At 68.0% G+C, this 16544-nt stretch carries 13 protein-coding genes, 1 tRNA gene and 1 pseudogene; 6 read left to right on the top strand and 9 right to left on the bottom strand.

What is annotated here, in order from left to right; translation table 11 throughout:
- Positions 1-132: 132 nt before the first annotated feature.
- The 9 genes and pseudogenes from G4Z16_RS16260 to dnaA form a co-directional block, all read right to left on the bottom strand.
- Positions 133-206: transfer RNA gene (locus G4Z16_RS16260), tRNA-Ile, on the bottom strand.
- Between the two features lie 69 nt (positions 207-275).
- Positions 276-938: a DUF3566 domain-containing protein gene (locus G4Z16_RS16255; RefSeq protein ID WP_197351493.1), complete on the bottom strand. Its 663-nt coding sequence runs from the start codon at positions 936-938 to the stop codon at positions 276-278.
- 3 nt (positions 939-941) lie between these two features.
- Complete coding sequence (gene gyrA / locus G4Z16_RS16250) at positions 942-3581, bottom strand: DNA gyrase subunit A (RefSeq protein WP_197351492.1); 2640 nt, start codon at positions 3579-3581, stop codon at positions 942-944.
- Between the two features lie 88 nt (positions 3582-3669).
- Positions 3670-5765, bottom strand: a pseudogene (gene gyrB / locus G4Z16_RS16245) (DNA topoisomerase (ATP-hydrolyzing) subunit B).
- Between the two features lie 243 nt (positions 5766-6008).
- Positions 6009-6605, bottom strand: coding sequence for a DciA family protein (locus G4Z16_RS16240; RefSeq protein ID WP_197351490.1), 597 nt, complete (start codon positions 6603-6605; stop codon positions 6009-6011).
- Positions 6602-7756, bottom strand: a complete 1155-nt coding sequence (recF, locus tag G4Z16_RS16235; protein WP_197351489.1) for a DNA replication/repair protein RecF — start codon at positions 7754-7756, stop codon at positions 6602-6604. The genes G4Z16_RS16240 and recF overlap by 4 nt, the downstream gene beginning before the upstream one ends.
- An 8-nt stretch (positions 7757-7764) precedes the next feature.
- Entirely contained in the window at positions 7765-8697 is a 933-nt protein-coding gene (gnd, locus tag G4Z16_RS16230; RefSeq protein WP_197351488.1) for a phosphogluconate dehydrogenase (NAD(+)-dependent, decarboxylating), read from the bottom strand.
- A gap of 128 nt (positions 8698-8825) precedes the next feature.
- The gene (gene dnaN / locus G4Z16_RS16225) at positions 8826-9956 is read right to left on the bottom strand and encodes a DNA polymerase III subunit beta (RefSeq protein ID WP_028438352.1); all 1131 of its coding nucleotides are present in this window, start codon (positions 9954-9956) and stop codon (positions 8826-8828) included.
- A gap of 809 nt (positions 9957-10765) precedes the next feature.
- Positions 10766-12730 carry a chromosomal replication initiator protein DnaA gene (gene dnaA, locus G4Z16_RS16220; RefSeq protein ID WP_197351487.1) on the bottom strand — a complete coding sequence of 655 codons (1965 nt, stop codon included), beginning with the start codon at positions 12728-12730 and terminating at the stop codon, positions 10766-10768.
- 430 nt (positions 12731-13160) lie between these two features.
- Here dnaA and rpmH point away from each other — a divergent pair, with 430 nt between their 5' ends.
- The 6 genes from rpmH to rsmG are packed head-to-tail and all read left to right on the top strand — an operon-like array spanning position 13161 to position 16444.
- Positions 13161-13298 carry a 50S ribosomal protein L34 gene (gene rpmH / locus G4Z16_RS16215; RefSeq protein ID WP_028438354.1) on the top strand — a complete coding sequence of 46 codons (138 nt, stop codon included), beginning with the start codon at positions 13161-13163 and terminating at the stop codon, positions 13296-13298.
- Between the two features lie 23 nt (positions 13299-13321).
- Entirely contained in the window at positions 13322-13699 is a 378-nt protein-coding gene (gene rnpA / locus G4Z16_RS16210) for a ribonuclease P protein component (protein ID WP_197351486.1), read from the top strand.
- Positions 13696-13986, top strand: a complete 291-nt coding sequence (gene yidD / locus G4Z16_RS16205) for a membrane protein insertion efficiency factor YidD (RefSeq protein WP_028438355.1) — start codon at positions 13696-13698, stop codon at positions 13984-13986. Before rnpA ends, yidD begins: the two co-directional genes overlap by 4 nt.
- 8 nt (positions 13987-13994) lie before the next feature.
- Complete coding sequence (gene yidC, locus G4Z16_RS16200; RefSeq protein ID WP_197354650.1) at positions 13995-15125, top strand: membrane protein insertase YidC; 1131 nt, start codon at positions 13995-13997, stop codon at positions 15123-15125.
- Positions 15126-15143: 18 nt separating this feature from the next.
- Entirely contained in the window at positions 15144-15662 is a 519-nt protein-coding gene (locus G4Z16_RS16195; RefSeq protein ID WP_197351485.1) for a Jag family protein, read from the top strand.
- Positions 15663-15721: 59 nt separating this feature from the next.
- Positions 15722-16444, top strand: a complete 723-nt coding sequence (gene rsmG, locus G4Z16_RS16190; RefSeq protein ID WP_425508169.1) for a 16S rRNA (guanine(527)-N(7))-methyltransferase RsmG — start codon at positions 15722-15724, stop codon at positions 16442-16444.
- The last annotated feature ends 100 nt before the right edge of the window (positions 16445-16544 follow it).

The raw sequence follows: 16544 nt of genomic DNA, 5'->3' as shown, positions 1-16544 counted from the left end.
ACCCTCACGTTCCGGCGGATCGTGCGGCAGCGACCCCCTGCTCGCCCGGCACACGCGCGGCTCACTGCTCGCCTGGGCAGCCAGAGATGTCAAAAGCCCCCGACCACTCATGGTTGGGGGCTTCAACGCTTGTGGGGCTAACAGGACTTGAACCTGTGGCCTCATCCTTATCAGGGATGCGCTCTAACCATCTGAGCTATAGCCCCTCGCTGCACCGAAAGGTTAGCGCACTTCACCCACGTGCCCAAATCCGTTCAGAGGCCCGATCCCGCTGCTCACTCGTCCTCGGCGAGCGTGACCTCGACGCCTCCGACGAAGCCCGCGGACAGGTTGTAGATGAAGGCACCCAGCGTCGCCAGAGCCGTGGCCAGCACCACGTCGATCGCGGCGATCACCGACGTGAACAGCAGCACCCGCGGCAGCGACAGGAACGACTCCACGTCGAAACCGCCGTCGCCGGACTGCGTCGCCTGGCTGACCGTGCCGGAGATGGCGGAGAAGACGCCCATCGCGTTCATCACCATCCACAGCACCGCCACCGCCACGATGGTGCACACGCCCAGCGCTATCGACAGCAGGAAGCTGACCTTCATCACCGACCACGGGTCGGCCTTGGCCACGCGCAGCCTCGCCTTGCGGGTGCGCGGCACCGTGCGGGCCCCGGTGCGGGGCTTGCGAACGGTGCTCGCGGACCCACCCAGACCGAGAGCGGTGCCGGTCTCCGTGTCGGTGCCCGAACCGTGGTGCTGCCCGCCGGCCGCCGGCCCCGCAGCCGTGCCCGCGTTCGTCCCCGCCGTCGGCGGATTCACCGGCGGGGCCGGGTACGCCTGCGGCGGACGGTGCGGCTGCGCCTGAGGCAGGGGCTGCGACTCCTGCGGCGGCTGCTGTCGCGGCTCGGCCTCCTGATGCGCATGGGGCTGCGGCTGAGCACCACTCACGCGTTACTCCTCGTCGTCCGGCTCGCTCGACGTGGCGGCCGGCTCCTCACCCAGCAACCCGCCGGGTTCGACAGCCGCCTCCACTTCCTCGGCCTCGCGACCGGCCTCGGCGTTACGAGCAACACCGACCACCGCGTCCCGCTTGCCCAGGTTGATCAGTTGGACGCCCATCGTGTCACGGCCCGTCTCCCTGACCCCACTCACACGTGTACGAATCACACCGCCACCGAGCGTGATGGCGAGGATCTCGTCGCTCTCCTCCACCACCAGCGCTCCGACCAGCGAACCGCGGTCCTCCACGATCTTGGCGGCCTTGATGCCCAAACCGCCGCGGCCTTGCACGCGGTAGTCGTCGACATTGGTCCGCTTCGCATACCCGCCGTCCGTGGCGGTGAAAACGAACGTACCCGCACGAACGACGTTCATCGAGAGCAGTTCGTCACCTTCACGGAAACTCATGCCCTTCACACCAGAAGTCGCACGTCCCATGGGCCTCAGCGCCTCGTCGGTCGCGGTGAAGCGGATCGACTGGGCCTTGCGGCTCACCAGCAGCAGATCGTCCTCGGGAGAGACCAGTTCCGCGCCGATCAGCTCGTCGTCGCGTCCGTCCTCCATCTGCCGCAGGTTGATCGCGATGACACCCCCGGAACGCGGGGAGTCGTAGTCCTTCAGCGGAGTCTTCTTCACCAGGCCCGACTTGGTGGCCAGCACCAGATACGGCACCGCCTCGTAGTCCCGGATCGCGATCATCTCCGCGATCTTCTCGTCCGGCTGGAACGCCAGCAGGTTCGCGACGTGCTGACCGCGCGCGTCCCGCCCCGCATCGGGCAGTTCGTACGCCTTCGCACGGTAGACACGGCCCTTGTTCGTGAAGAACAGCAGCCAGTGGTGCGTCGTCGAGACGAAGAAGTGGTCGACGATGTCGTCCTCTTTGAGCTTCGTGCCCCGCACGCCCTTGCCGCCGCGCTTCTGCGCCCGGTAGTCGCCCGTCTTCGTCCGCTTCACATAGCCGCCACGCGTGATCGTGACGACGATGTCCTCCTCCGCGATCAGGTCCTCGATGGACATGTCACCCTCGAAGGGGATCACCGTCGTGCGGCGCTCGTCACCGAACTTCTCGACCACCGCGGTGAGTTCCTCACCGATGATCTGCCGCTGACGGTCGGGCGAGGCCAGGATCGCCTTGTACTCATCGATCTTCGCCTGCAGTTCGTCGTGCTCGGCGGTGATCTTCTGACGCTCCAGGGCGGCCAGTCGCCGCAGCTGCATCTCAAGGATCGCGTTGGCCTGGATCTCGTCGATCTCCAGCAGGCCCATCAGGCCGCCGCGCGCGTCCTCGACGGTCTGGCTGCGCCGGATCAGCGCGATGACCTCGTCGATCGCGTCGAGCGCCTTCAGCAGACCGCGCAGAATGTGGGCCCGCTCCTCGGCCTTGCGCAGCCGGAAACGCGTCCTGCGGACGATGACGTCGATCTGGTGCGTCACCCAGTGCCGGATGAAGGCGTCCAGCGACAGCGTGCGCGGCACGCCCTCCACCAGGGCCAGCATGTTCGCGCCGAAGTTCGTCTGCAGGTCGGTGTGCTTGTAGAGGTTGTTCAGCACGACCTTCGCGACAGCGTCCCGCTTGAGGACGATCACCAGCCGCTGGCCCGTACGCGAGGACGTCTCGTCCCGCACGTCCGCGATGCCGCCGACCCGGCCGTCCTTCACCAACTCGGCGATCTTCAGCGCGAGATTGTCCGGATTGACCTGATACGGAAGCTCGGTGACCACCAGGCACTGGCGGCCCTGCAGCTCCTCGACCTCCACCACCGCGCGCATCGGGATCGAGCCGCGCCCGGTGCGGTAGGCATCCTCGATGCCCTTGCGTCCGACGATCAGCGCGCCCGTCGGGAAGTCCGGGCCCTTGATGCGCTCCATGAGCGCATCAAGCAGTTCCTCGTTGGAGGCGTCCGGGTGCTCCAGGTACCACTGAGCGCCGGAGGCGACCTCACGAAGGTTGTGCGGCGGGATGTTCGTCGCCATGCCGACCGCGATGCCCGCACTGCCGTTGATCAGCAGGTTCGGGAAGCGCGCCGGCAGAACCGTCGGCTCCTGGTTGCGACCGTCGTAGTTGTCCTGGAAGTCGACCGTCTGCTCGTCGATGTCCCGCAGCATCTCCATCGACAGCTGCGTCATCTTGCACTCGGTGTACCGCATGGCCGCCGCCGGGTCGTTGCCCGGCGAACCGAAGTTGCCGTTCGAGTCCACCAGCGGCATGCGCATCGACCAGGTCTGGGCGAGGCGCACGAGCGCGTCATAGATCGAGGAGTCGCCGTGCGGGTGGTACGTGCCCATCACGTCGCCGACGACGCGGGCGCATTTGTAGAAGCCCTTCTCCGGCCGGTAACCGCCGTCGTACATCGCGTACAGCACGCGCCTGTGCACCGGCTTCAGACCGTCACGGATGTCCGGCAGCGCACGAGAGACGATCACGCTCATCGCGTAGTCGAGATACGAGCGCTGCATCTCGGTCTCGAGGCTCACGGGATCGACGCGCGAGGCCGCGCCCTCGATCTGCACCGGAGCGGGGTCGCCGGCGACCACCGGCTCGACGCCGTCGCCCTCAGGGGTCTCAGGGGTGGGGGAAATCTCGTCGGCCATTGCTCAGCTCAAGTCCTTCAGTGTGTGGTGCGCGACGGAATACCTGCCTGCGGGCGCTACGGCGGGCGACCGGCTCAGATGTCGAGGCTCAAATGTCCAGGAAGCGGACGTCCTTGGCGTTGCGCTGAATGAACGAGCGCCTGGCTTCCACGTCCTCGCCCATGAGGATCGAGAACAGGTCGTCCGCAGCCGCGGCATCGTCCAGCGTCACCTGGCGCAGCACCCGGTGATCGGAGTCCATCGTGGTGATGCGCAGCTCCTCGGCGTTCATCTCGCCCAGACCCTTGAACCGCTGGATCGAGTCGTCCTTGATCCGCTTGCCCTGTTCACGGCCGAGCTGGATGAGGCTGTCGCGCTCGCGGTCGGAGTAGGCGTACTGGTGCTCGTCGCGACCCCACTTGATCTTGTACAGCGGCGGCTGCGAGAGGAAGACGTGCCCCGCCTCGACCAGCGGACGCATGAAGCGGAACAGCAGCGTCAGCAGAAGCGTGTTGATGTGCTGGCCGTCGACATCGGCGTCGGCCATCAGAATGATCTTCTGGTAGCGCAGCCTCGCGATGTCGAAGTCCTCGTGGATGCCGGTGCCGAACGCCGAGATCAGCGCCTGCACCTCCGCGTTCTGCAGCACCTTGTCGATCCGGGCCTTCTCGACGTTGAGGATCTTGCCGCGGATCGGGAGGATCGCCTGGAACTCCGGGTTGCGGCCGGACTTGGCCGAACCGCCGGCCGAGTCGCCCTCCACGATGAAGATCTCGCACTTCGCCGGGTCGTTCGACTGGCAGTCGCTCAGCTTGCCCGGCAGTGACGCCGTCTCCAACAGGCCCTTGCGGCGGGTGAGGTCCCGCGCCTTGCGCGCCGCCACGCGCGCCGTCGCCGCCTGGATGCCCTTGCGGATGATGTCCGCGGCCTCGTTCGGATTGCGGTCCAGCCAGTCGCTCAGGTGCTCGTGGGTGATCTTCTGGACGAAGGTCTTCGCCTCCGTGTTGCCCAGCTTCGTCTTCGTCTGGCCCTCGAACTGCGGCTCACCCAGCTTGACGGAGATGATCGCCGTCAAGCCCTCCCTGATGTCCTCACCCGTGAGGTTGTCGTCCTTGTCGCGCAGCAGACGCTTGTCACGCGCGTACCGGTTGATCAGACCCGTCAGCGCCGCACGGAAACCCTCCTCGTGCGTACCGCCCTCATGCGTGTGGATCGTATTGGCGAAGGAGTACACACCCTCGCTGTACTGGTTGTTCCACTGCATCGCAATCTCGACCGAGAGCAGACGCTCCTTGTCCTCGGCCTCCACGTCGATCACGGTCGGGTGCACCAACTCGCCCTTGCGGGAGTTGAGATAGCGCACGAAGTCGGAGATGCCGCCCTCGTAGTGGTAGCGGACGGAGAGCTGGTTGCCGTCCTCGTCCACATGCTCGGGACGCTCGTCCGTCAGCTCGATGGTCAGGCCCTTGTTGAGGAACGCCATCTCCTGGAAACGGCGCGAGAGCGTCTCGAACGAGTACTCCGTGCTCTCGAAGACCTCCGGGTCCGCCCAGAACGTCACGGTCGTACCCGTCTCGTCCGTGGCCTCGTTGCGCTTCAGCGGAGCCGTGGGGACACCCAGCTTGTAGTCCTGCGTCCAGCGGTAGCCGTCGCACTGGATCTCCACCGCCAGACGCTGCGACAGCGCGTTCACCACGGAGACGCCGACGCCGTGCAGACCACCGGACACCGCGTAGCCGCCGCCCCCGAACTTGCCGCCCGCGTGCAGCACGGTCAGGACGACCTCCACCGCCGGCTTGCCCTCGGACGGCACGATGCCCACCGGGATCCCGCGGCCGTTGTCGACGACCCGCACCCCGCCGTCACCGAGCAGCGTCACCTTGATCGTGTCCGCGTGGCCCGCCATGGCCTCATCGACCGCGTTGTCCACGACCTCCTGGACCAGGTGATGCAGACCACGCTCACCGGTCGACCCGATGTACATGCCGGGGCGCTTGCGCACCGCCTCCAGGCCCTCGAGAACCGTGATCGCGCTCGCGTCGTACGACGGCTCCGCAACCGCGGACACCGGCGACACCGGTGGACCCACCGGGGGACCTCCGCGCCCGCACCGTCGACGAGCGCGGCACCGGTGTCAGTGGAGTTGTTCTCGTACTCGTTGAGATCGCCGGAATCGGCCACGAAGCGCCCTTTCTGGCACAGCACAGGCCGCCTCCAGGATCAGTGGAGCGGCTGCGTCGTTCGACATGTTCCGCTACGGAGCGGTTCTCCACCAGTGTACCGGTGGCGGCGGCGCGAATGGGCGTTTGCCGGTGCCTGAGTCCGCATGTGCCGACCTGAACTGGCGTCCGGCGACTCCCCATATGCACACCGGGGGGCCAGAACGCTCACAGGGGCGCTCAGCGCTTCGGGCTGTCAACGCTCCATCACCGTGAGCGCCGTCACCAATCACCCGTAGGTGTCCCCTGGTCCCTTGCTACCCGGTGCACGCAGAGGACCACTGCGCGTACCCGGCGCCTGCGGGCCACGCACCTTCAGGAACGCCACCGTCCCCTCACCGAGGTCCTCGTTCAGACGCGCGACGAGCCTCGGCGCCAGCAGCCGCAACTGCGTCGCCCAGGCCGTGGAATCACAGCGCACCGTCAGCACCCGCTCCTCCTCGTCGAACCGCTGCGGCTCGCAGTGCTGGGCCACCTCCGGCCCGACCAGCTGCGGCCAGCGGCCCATCACGCCGCCCACCGCGGCCGGAACCTCCCAGCCCCGCTCCGTGATCAACCCCCGCACCGCAGACCCCAACGACAGCGGGTCACGCCCGTCACGGCCCGCGCCCGAACGCGGGACCCGCCCGCGCCGCACATCCTTCTTCTGCTGCGCCGCCGCACCGCGCGCCCGCGCCTGCTCCTTCGCCGCACGCAGCGCCACTCGCGCGAGATCCACACCCGTCGGCTCAGGGGGCTGTGGACGCTCCGCACCCGGCGGCACCTGCGCATCGGCCGGTCCCCGTGCCTGCTCGGACGAGGTCTCCGGAGACGACTCGTCGCTCATTCCGCCACGACCTCCCCGCCGGAGACCGCGAACCGCGCACCCGCCAGCACCTCCGGCACGTCGTCCGGCACCGCCGCCGTCACCAGGACCTGCTCGCCGGGCGCCACCAACTCCGCCAGCCGCGCACGCCGTTGCACGTCCAGCTCCGCGAAGACGTCGTCGAGGACCAGCACCGGCTCGTTGCCCTCGCTCTTGAGCAGCTCGTACGAAGCCAGCCGCAACGACAGGGCGAGCGACCACGACTCGCCATGGCTCGCATACCCCTTGGCCGGCAGCTCGCCCAACTTCAGCACCAGATCGTCCCGGTGCGGGCCCACCAGCGTCACGCCGCGCTCCATCTCCGCGCGGCGCGACTCCCGCAGAGCCCCCAGCAGCCCCTCGTACAGCTCCGCGGGGGAGACGGCGGAGCCGCCCTCTCCGTCAACGCCGCCGCGGCTGCCGTCCGCCGGGGCGCCCTTGTACTCCAGGCCCACCGGACCACCGCCGGGCGCCAGACGCTCGTACGCCTTGTCCGCCAGCGGCCGCAGCGCCGATATCAGCTCCAGCCGCCGCGCCAGCAACTCGGCGCCCACACGGGCCAGATGCTCGTCCCACACGTCGAGCGTCGAGGTGTCCACATCGCGACCGCCGTGCCGCCGCGCCATCACCGCCGACTTCAGCAGCGAATTGCGCTGCTTGAGCACCCGGTCGTAGTCGGAACGCACCCCGGCCATGCGCGGCGAACGCGCGGTCACCAACTCGTCGAGGAATCCGCGGCGTTCACCCGGGTCGCCCTTCACCAGCGACAGATCCTCCGGCGCGAACAGCACCGTCCGCACGATGCCCAGCACGTCACGCGGCTTGACCTGCGAGGACCTGTTGATCCGCGCACGGTTGGCCTTCCCGGGGTTCAGCTCCAGCTCGACCAGCTGCTGCCGGTCCCCCTGCCGCACAACCGCACGCACGACGGCACGCTGCGCACCCATCCGCACCAGCGGGGCGTCCGACGAGACCCGGTGGCTGCCGAGCGACGCGAGATAGCCGACGGCCTCCACCAGGTTCGTCTTGCCCTGCCCGTTCGGCCCGACGAACGTCGTCACGCCCGGACCGAGAGACACCTCGGCCCGGGCGTACGAGCGGAAGTCGGCGAGCGACAGATGCGTGACGTGCATCGGAACCGTCAACCACCCACAGGCGGAAGGACATCGGCGCCCGGAGTGTCACCGTCCACATGGGCACCGCTCGCCGAGACCGCGTGCCCGCCGAACTGATTCCGCAGAGCGGCCACCATCTTCATCTGCGGCGAGTCCTTCTGCCGGGACGAGAAGCGGGCGAAGAGCGACGCCGTGATCGCCGGCAGCGGCACCGCGTGGTCGATCGCCGCGTCGACCGTCCAGCGCCCCTCGCCCGAATCGGCGGCGTAGCCTCGCAGTTCGGCCAGGTGCTCGTCCGAATCCAGCGCCTTGACCGCGAGATCCAGCAGCCAGGAACGGATGACGGTGCCCTGCTGCCAGGAGCGGAAGACCTCGCGCACGTCGGTGACCGAGTCGACGGCCTCCAGCAGCTCCCAGCCCTCGGCGAAGGCTTGCATCATCGCGTACTCGATGCCGTTGTGGACCATCTTCGCGAAGTGGCCCGCACCGACCTTGCCCGCGTGTACGGCACCGAACTCGCCCTCTGGCTTGAGGGCGTCGAAGACGGGCTGCACGCGGGCGACGTGTTCGGCGTCGCCGCCGTACATCAGCGCATAGCCGTTCTCCAGGCCCCACACGCCACCGGAGACACCGCAGTCCACGAAGCCGATGCCCTTGGCGGCGAGCTCCTCCGCGTGCTGCTCGTCCTCCGTCCAGCGGGAGTTGCCGCCGTCGACGACGACGTCGCCGGGGGAGAGCAGCTCTGCCAGCTGGTCGATGGTCGTCTGAGTGGCATCGCCCGCAGGGACCATCACCCACACGACGCGCGGTCCCCCGAGCTTCGCCACCAGCTCCTCGACGGTCCGCACATCCGCGACGTCGGGATTGCGGTCGTAGCCGATGACTGTGTGGCCGGCCCGGCGGATGCGCTCGCGCATGTTGCCGCCCATCTTGCCGAGACCGATGAGACCGAGCTCCATCAGTGCCCCTTCTTTCACGATTCGTACCTCGGCCCGAGCCTACGCCCACAGGGTGCGCGCACACCTGTGGATAGGGGGCGCTCAGACGTTGCTGACCAGGGGCGACGGCCCGGTCACCGGAAGGAGCCTCAGCCCGACAACCGCACGGGCATGATCAGGTACTTGTACGCGTCGTCCGCCTCGACGTCCTTCGCGGGCTTGCCGCTCAGCAGCGCCGGCTTCGTCGACGTGGTGAACGAGAGCTGGGCGACGGGGGAGTCGATCGCGCTCAGACCCTCGAGCAGGAAGCCGGGGTTGAAGGCGATCGAGACGTCGTCGCCCTCAAGCTCGGCGTCCACACGCTCCACAGCCTGTGCATCGTCGCTCGAGCCCGCCTCAAGAGTCAGAACCCCCTGCTCGAAGCTCAGCCTGACGGGAGTGTTCCGCTCGGCGACGAGGGCGACGCGCTTGACGGCCTCGACGAACGGCGCCGTCTCGATCACCGCGACCGAGTTGAACTCCGTGGGGAACAGCGTCCGGTACTTGGGCAGATCGCCCTCCAGCAGCCTGGTCGTCGTACGTCGGCCCGCACCCTCGAAGCCGATCAGGCCCTCGCCCGAACCCGAACCCGACAGGGCCAGCGAGACGTTGTCTCCGCCGCTCAGCGACTTCGCCGTGTCCAGCAGCGTCTTGGCCGGTACGAGCGCCACCGAGGAGGCGTCGGGCGTTTCCGGCTTCCACAGGAACTCGCGGACGGCGAAGCGGTACCGGTCCGTCGAGGCCAGCGTGACGGTGTCGCCCTCGATCTCGATCCGCACACCCGTCAGCACGGGAAGCGTGTCGTCACGGCCGGCGGCGATGGCGACCTGGGCGACGGCGGAGGCGAACACCTCGCCGGGCACCGTGCCGGTGGCGGTGGGCATCTCCGGGAGCGCCGGGTACTCCTCCACAGGCAGTGTGTGCAGGGTGAAGCGGGAGGAGCCGCAGGAGACCGTCGCCCGTACACCGTCTGTGGAAATCTCCACGGGCCGGTTGGGGAGCGACCGGCAGATGTCGGCGAGCAGACGGCCGGAGACGAGGACCGTGCCCTCCTCCTCGACCTCGCCCTCGACCGAGACGCGGGCCGAGACCTCGTAGTCGAAGCCGGAGAGGCTCAGGGAGCCGTCCTCGGCCTTCAGGAGAAGGCCGGCAAGGACAGGCACGGGCGGACGAGCAGGGAGGCTCTTCGCCGCCCAGGCCACCGCCTCCGCGAGTACATCGCGCTCTACCCGGATCTTCACCTTCAGCCGCCTCCTGCTGTTGCTGGCTACTCGCCCTGCTGCTCGTCCTGGTCGGCTCGTTGCCGGGGACCAGTCTGACGCACGTCGCCGACAGTCGGCGCGGGTGTGGGTCAAGTCGTTGTGGGGTGGGTAGGAAGCGTCCGGCGCACGTTGTGCACAGCCCCCACTTCGAAACAGATTCAGCGCTATATATCCGTGGTCGTAGTAGTAGGGGTTGTGGAAACCGTGGACAACCCTGTTTCCCCAGCTCAGTGCGCGAATTCTGTCCACCGTCCCTGTGGGCGGGACCAGTGGACGAACGACGGTTTCTGTGGACAGCGGAAAGTTCTGCACACCCGGTTCACAGCCCAGGGCGACTTCCCCACAGCGCGATCCGAAGTTTTCCCCACCTTTCCCACAGGCCGGATCCGGGTCCGGTGTGACGCCTTTCACTCGAACCAGTGAGCAGGCGCGTTGAGTTGCCGAACAGTGGACAGGCCTGTGGAGAAGCTGGGGACAAGACCGCGTCGGCTGTGGGCAGCCGGTGGACAGAGGTCGCGCCCGTCCCGATGGCCACTTCCGGATCCACACCCTGTGGATCGGAGTTGCTCACAAATCCACACCCCGGTGACCTCCAAGGATCGGTGAACAGCGGACCTCTCTGTGGAAGCGATCGGGACAACTTCTGCGGCCCACAGGGTGTGGACGCCTCGTTCGCCCGCCGCCTGTGGAGCATGCCCTCCCACACCGTCGGATTCGAACAGCGAAGAGCCCCCGAGGAGTTGGCTCCCAGGGGGCTCGTGGAGAAGCGCCGCGGTCGAGCGGCGTGCTCAGGCGTTCTTGATGCGGTTGGTGAGCTCGGTGACCTGGTTGTAGATGGAGCGCCGCTCGGCCATGAGCGCCCGGATCTTCCGGTCCGCATGCATGACCGTCGTGTGGTCGCGGCCGCCGAACTGGCTGCCGATCTTCGGCAGTGACAGGTCCGTGAGCTCGCGGCACAGGTACATGGCGATCTGCCTGGCCGTCACGAGGACGCGGCTGCGGGAGGAGCCGCACAGGTCGTCGACGGTCAGGCCGAAGTAGTCGGCGGTGGCCGCCATGATGGCCGACGCGGTGATCTCCGGGGTCGCGTCCTCACCACCGGGGATCAGGTCCTTGAGGACGATCTCGGTCAGCCCGAGGTCGACGGGCTGCCTGTTGAGCGAGGCGAACGCGGTGACGCGGATGAGCGCGCCTTCGAGTTCGCGGATGTTGCGGGAGATCCGCGACGCGATGAACTCCAGCACCTCGGGCGGTGCGTTCAGCTGCTCCTGCACCGCCTTCTTGCGGAGGATCGCGATGCGCGTCTCAAGCTCCGGCGGCTGCACGTCCGTGATCAGGCCCCACTCGAAGCGGTTGCGGAGCCGGTCCTCCAGCGTGACGAGCGCCTTCGGAGGGCGGTCGCTGGAGAGCACGATCTGCTTGTTCGCGTTGTGCAGCGTGTTGAAGGTGTGGAAGAACTCCTCCTGCGTCGACTCCTTGTCGGCCAGGAACTGGATGTCGTCCACGAGCAGGATGTCCATGTCGCGGTAGCGCTTGCGGAACGCGTCCGCCTTGCCGTCGCGGATGGAGTTGATGAACTCGTTGGTGAACTCCTCGGAGCTCACATAGCGCACCCGCGTCCCCGGGTAGAGGCTCCGGGCGTAGTGACCGATCGCGTGCAGCAGGTGCGTCTTGCCGAGGCCCGACTCCCCGTAGATGAAGAGCGGGTTGTACGCCTTGGCCGGGGCCTCGGCGACAGCGACCGCCGCGGCGTGCGCGAAGCGGTTGGACGCGCCGATGACGAAGGTGTCGAAGAGGTACTTCGGGTTCAGGCGTGCCGTCGGCTCGCCCGGCCCCGTGGCCGGCGCGGGCTGCGCGGCGAGAGGCCCCGGAGCGCCGCTGGACGCGGGCAGTTGTGAGGGGCCGTCGTAGCGCGGGGCGGGCGGCTGGCCCTGTGGCGGCACCTGCGCCTGCGGCATCTGGCCCTGCGGTGGCGGCAGTTGCTGCTGGGCCTGGCGCTGGTGCTCGTAGGACTCGTACGACGGCTGAGGCCGCTCGTACTGCTGCTGGTGCGGCGCCCGGTGCTGGTCGTAGTGCTGTTCGTACGGCTGCTGCTGGTGCGGCTGCTGTGTCTGCTGGGGGTGCGTCTGCTGCTGCGCGTGGTGCGTCTGCTGGTTCTGGGGGGCGTACTGGTCGCGCTGGTGTTGCGGCCAGGCGCCGGTCTGACGCGGCGCCTCCGGGTATTCCGGGTAGGCGGGGCGCGGGCTGGGCAGGTCGCGGGTCTCGTAGCCCTCGTACCTGCTGCCCCCGTATCCGCCGCTGTCGTACCCGCCGCCGTCATAGCCGCTGCCGCCGCGGTCCTGGCTCGCCGGGCCGGAGCCCTCGTGGGGGGCTGGCGTGTGCTGAGCCGGGACGGACGGTGAGATGTGCTGCGAATCCGCTCCGGCCGCGGCAGCGGCGGCGGCCGCCGCATCGGTGGCCGCGGACTGGGCTGACGACTCCGGCGCGGGTCCCGTCACGGTGATCGCGAGCCGGATGGGCTGCTGGCACTCGCGGCTGAGAGCGTCGCTGATCACGGGTGAGAGGCGGCCCTCCAGAACACCCTTCGCGTACTCGTTCGGCACGCCGAGGAGCGCCGTGCCCGACACGAGGACGAGCGGCTGGGCCTCGCGCAGCCAGCGCTGGTCCTTGGCTTCGACGCCCTGGCCGTCCGAGAGGAGATGTTCCAGCACTCGTGGCCACACTGCGGCAAGATCGGCAGGCAGGTCAGCCACAGGTCACGCTTCTCTCGCTCGCTGGATGTGATGGTTCGGTGAAGCCGGCCAGATCCCACGAATGTGTGGTTCTGCGGACGGTCGGGAGGGATGGGAGTTCAATCACGGTAGTCAGGGCGACGCGCTGCATTCAAGTCGTTGTCCACAGGCTGTGCACGAGTGGCGTGCGGGCCCCGTGCGGGGCCTCGTGACGGGCCTTCTGTGGTTTGACCGAACGGCGTAGCCCCGCGTACCGTAACGAGGTCGAGTTGTCGATGGCTGCTGCCGCATGCCTCCGATGGGCAAGATCCTTGAGATTCTTCACGGATCATGAAGCGGTGCACACTCGGGCGTTGCGAGCTACTCGTGGGCGCACGGTGACAGCCTGTCGACGCCACACGCCCATCTCCCGCGACCACCGTGGGACACGAAGCTTTCCTGGAGCCCCCGAGTGAGCAAGCGCACCTTCCAGCCGAACAACCGCCGCCGCGCGAAGACCCACGGCTTCCGGCTGCGCATGCGTACCCGCGCCGGCCGCGCGATCATCGCGAACCGCCGCAGCAAGGGTCGCGGCCGTCTGTCGGCTTGAGCGCCTGACCACCGGTCCATGACGTGCTGCCTACCGAGAACCGGCTGAGGCGGCGCGAGGACTTCGCGGCCGCGGTACGCCGAGGACGCCGGGCGGGTCGCCCGCTTCTCGTCGTCCACCTTCGCAGCAACAGCAACTCATCGGACCCGCACGAGGCGGGGGGAGACGCTCCCCCGGCGCGTGCGGGTTTCGTCGTGAGCAAGGCGGTCGGGAACGCGGTCGTGCGCAACCGCGTCAAGCGCCGGCTGCGGCATCTGGTGCGCGACCGAATGGACGAGTTGGCGCCAGGTAGCCTGGTTGTCGTACGGGCGTTGCCGGGCGCGGGTGAAGCAGACCATGACGAGTTGGTGCGCGACCTGGACGCCGCTCTCGGGCGGCTGCTTGGAAGGCCTCCGTCATGAAGTACCCCCTGCTGTGGTTGATCAAGTTGTATCAGTGGACCATCAGCCCGATGCTCGGGCCGGTGTGCCGGTACTACCCGTCGTGTTCTCACTATGGCTACGCGGCCATCGCGCGGCACGGCGCCGTGAAAGGTACGGCACTCACGGCCTGGCGCATCCTGCGCTGTAATCCCTGGTCCCCCGGTGGCGTCGACCACGTCCCCGCCCGGAAGCATCCGGTTTGGCACCAGCGGCTGCGTTACCGCTGGCAGCAGTACCGGACCCAGTCCAACGCCCAAGGAGCCTGATGAACTTCCTGGACACGATCCTGAGTCCTCTCTATACCGCTGTCTCCTGGATCATTGTCCAGTTCCACTCGCTGTTCAGCCTGGTCTTCGCCCAGAGCAGCGGATGGGCCTGGGGTCTGTCCATCTTCTTCCTGGTGGTGCTGATCCGGATCTGCCTGATCCCGCTTTTCGTGAAGCAGATCAAGTCGACCCGGAACATGCAGGCGCTCCAGCCGAAGATGAAGGCGATCCAGGAGCGCTACAAGAGCGACAAGCAGCGTCAGTCCGAAGAGATGATGAAGCTGTACAAGGAGACGGGGACCAACCCGCTCTCCAGCTGTCTGCCGATCCTGGCGCAGTCGCCCTTCTTCATCGCGCTCTTCCAGGTGCTGAACCACATCGCGAACAACCGGCCCGTGGGCGTCCTCACCGCGGAGCAGGTGGACAGCGCCCGTAACGCGTCGGTCTTCGGCGCGCCGATCGCAGCGAAGTTCCTGGACAGCGCGGATAAGGTCGCCGAGCTGGGTGCCGCTCTGACGGATGTGCGCGTCGTCACGGTCGTCATGATCGTCATGATGTCGGCGTCGCAGTTCTACACGCAGCGCCAGCTGATGACGAAGAACGTCGACCTGACGGTGAAGACGCCGTTCATGCAGCAGCAGAAGATGCTGATGTACGTCTTCCCGGTCATGTTCGCCGTCTTCGGCATCAACTTCCCCGTGGGTGTTCTCATCTACTGGCTGACCACCAACGTCTGGACGCTCGGCCAGCAGATGTTCGTCATCAAGCGCAATCCGACGCCGGGCTCCCTCGCCTTCAAGCAGCGTCAGGAGAAGCTGCGGGCCGCGGGCAAGCTGAAGGAGGACCCGAAGGAGGTCGAGGCGCGGGAGGCCGTGGAGGCGGCGCGCGCGAAGCGTCAGCAGCCCAAGCGGCAGAGCAAGTCCCAGCGCCAGCAGGCCAAGCCCGGCTCCGGCGGATCGGCTTCCCTGGAGAAGGAGGGTGCCGGCGACGAGGCTCCCGCGGGAGGCTCCGGTGGGGCCGCAGCGAGCCAGCAGGCCAAGAAGCCCGGGCAGAAGTCCGGACAGAAGTCGGGACAGAAGAAGTCGGGGCAGCAGCGCAAGGGTGGAGCGCAGCGCCCCAAGCACCCCTCCAAGAAGTAGCGAGAAGGAGCCCACGGCGTGACGGAGACGACGGACACCACTGGCACGACTGCTTCGGACGAGGGGGACTCGCTCTCCCATCTGGAGCAGGAGGGCGAGATCGCGGCGGACTACCTCGAGGGTCTGCTCGACATCGCCGACCTCGACGGTGATATCGACATGGACGTCGAGGCCGACCGTGCCGCGGTGTCGATCATCAACGAGGGTTCCAGCCGTGATCTTCAGAAGCTGGTGGGCCGTGAGGGTGAGGTCCTGGAGGCGCTGCAGGAGCTGACTCGGCTCGCGGTGCACCGGGAGACGGGTGACCGCAGCAGGCTGATGCTGGACATCGCCGGCTTCCGGGCCCGCAAGCGCGAGGAGCTCGCGGAGCTGGGGGCCAAGGCGGCGCAGGACGCGAAGGGCTCGGGTGAGCCCGTGAAGCTGCGGCCGATGACTCCGTTCGAGCGCAAGGTCGTCCACGACGCTGTGAAGGCGGCGGGGCTGCGCAGCGAGTCCGAGGGCGAGGAACCGCAGCGCTGCGTGGTCGTGCTGCCGTGACCGACGGGTCGGTGGGGCAGGCCGGGCCGCCCGAGGGTGGCCCGGCGGAATTCAGCGAGCTGTCGAAGCTCGCACCGGCGCCCGAGGCGGCACGGAAACTCTTCGGCGAGTACCTCCCGGACGTGGAGCGCTATGCGGAGCTGCTCGCGGACGTGGGCGTGCGCCGTGGCCTGATCGGCCCGCGGGAGGTGCCCCGGCTGTGGGAGCGGCACCTCCTGAACTGCGCGGTCCTCTCGGAGATCGTCCCGGAGGGCGTGACGGTCTGTGACGTGGGTTCGGGTGCGGGACTGCCCGGAATCCCCCTGGCTCTCGTACGCCCGGATCTCGACATCACTCTGCTGGAGCCTCTGCTGCGGCGCACGACGTTCCTCGAGGAGGTCGTCGAGCTTCTGGGGCTGGAGCATGTGTCGGTCGCGCGCGGCCGCGCGGAGGAGATGCTCGGCGCGATCCAGCCCGTGCACGTGGTCACCGCTCGGGCCGTCGCACCGCTGGACCGCTTGGCGGGCTGGGGCATCCCGTTGCTCCGTCCGTACGGAGAGATGCTCGCGATCAAGGGCGACACCGCCGAGGAAGAGCTGAAGGGTGCCCGCGACGCCCTGCACAAGCTCGGCGTCGTGGACACATCGGTGGTCCAGGTTGGCACCGGCGTTGTGGATCCACTCTCGACTGTCGTACGCGCGGAGGTCGGGGAGAGCCCCGGCGGAGTGCGCTTCGCCGCGCGCAGGGCGAAGGCTCAGAAGGCACGGGGACGTGCGGCACGGGGTGGACGGCGCCAGCGCTGACTGTCCCGCCGAAAGGGATGTCCGTTTACTCCAAAAAAGCTCTTAAGACTATGCGTTACGGTGTGTCGTCCTGGTGTGCGGTGCCCGAGTGTGCATCGTG

This window comes from Streptomyces bathyalis, assembly GCF_015910445.1.
Classification (GTDB): Bacteria; Actinomycetota; Actinomycetes; order Streptomycetales; family Streptomycetaceae; genus Streptomyces; species Streptomyces bathyalis.
The sequence above is the reverse complement of the archived record's forward strand: the minus strand, read 5'-3'. Positions and strand labels throughout refer to the sequence as shown.